The sequence below is a fragment of the Pseudomonas sp. PDM17 genome (assembly GCF_014851985.1).
In the GTDB taxonomy this organism is placed as follows: Bacteria; Pseudomonadota; Gammaproteobacteria; order Pseudomonadales; family Pseudomonadaceae; genus Pseudomonas.
Genome location: NZ_JACVAT010000029.1, coordinates 1 through 332, shown reverse-complemented (window position 1 = coordinate 332; position 332 = coordinate 1). Strand labels below are relative to the sequence as shown.

The following is a 332-nucleotide window of genomic DNA, read 5'->3' as shown; positions in this document are numbered from 1 at the left end:
ATCGAAGGCCTGCAGAACGGCACCCGCGAGGTGGTCGGCGCGATGAACAATAGCCACCGCCAGGCGCAGGACAGCGTGAACCAGGTCGAACAGGCTGTGGCCGCGCTGAAGCGCATTGGCGACGCCGTGGGTGTGATCACCGACATGAACCTGCAGATCGCCAGCGCCGCCGAGGAACAGAGCGCGGTGGCCGAGGAGATCAACCGCAATGTGGCCGGCATCCGCGACGTCACCGAATCGCTGTCCAGCCAGGCGCAGGAATCGGCGCAGGTCAGCCAGTCACTGAACAAGCTGGCGAACCACCAGCAGGGGTTGATGGATCAGTTCCGCGT

1 protein-coding gene is annotated in these 332 nt (G+C 64.8%); it reads left to right on the top strand.

Annotation, left to right across the window (positions count from 1 at the left end):
- Nucleotides 1–332, top strand: a 332-nt coding sequence (locus tag IB256_RS30500; RefSeq protein WP_225602047.1) for a methyl-accepting chemotaxis protein, incomplete at both ends; no start/stop codon positions are given.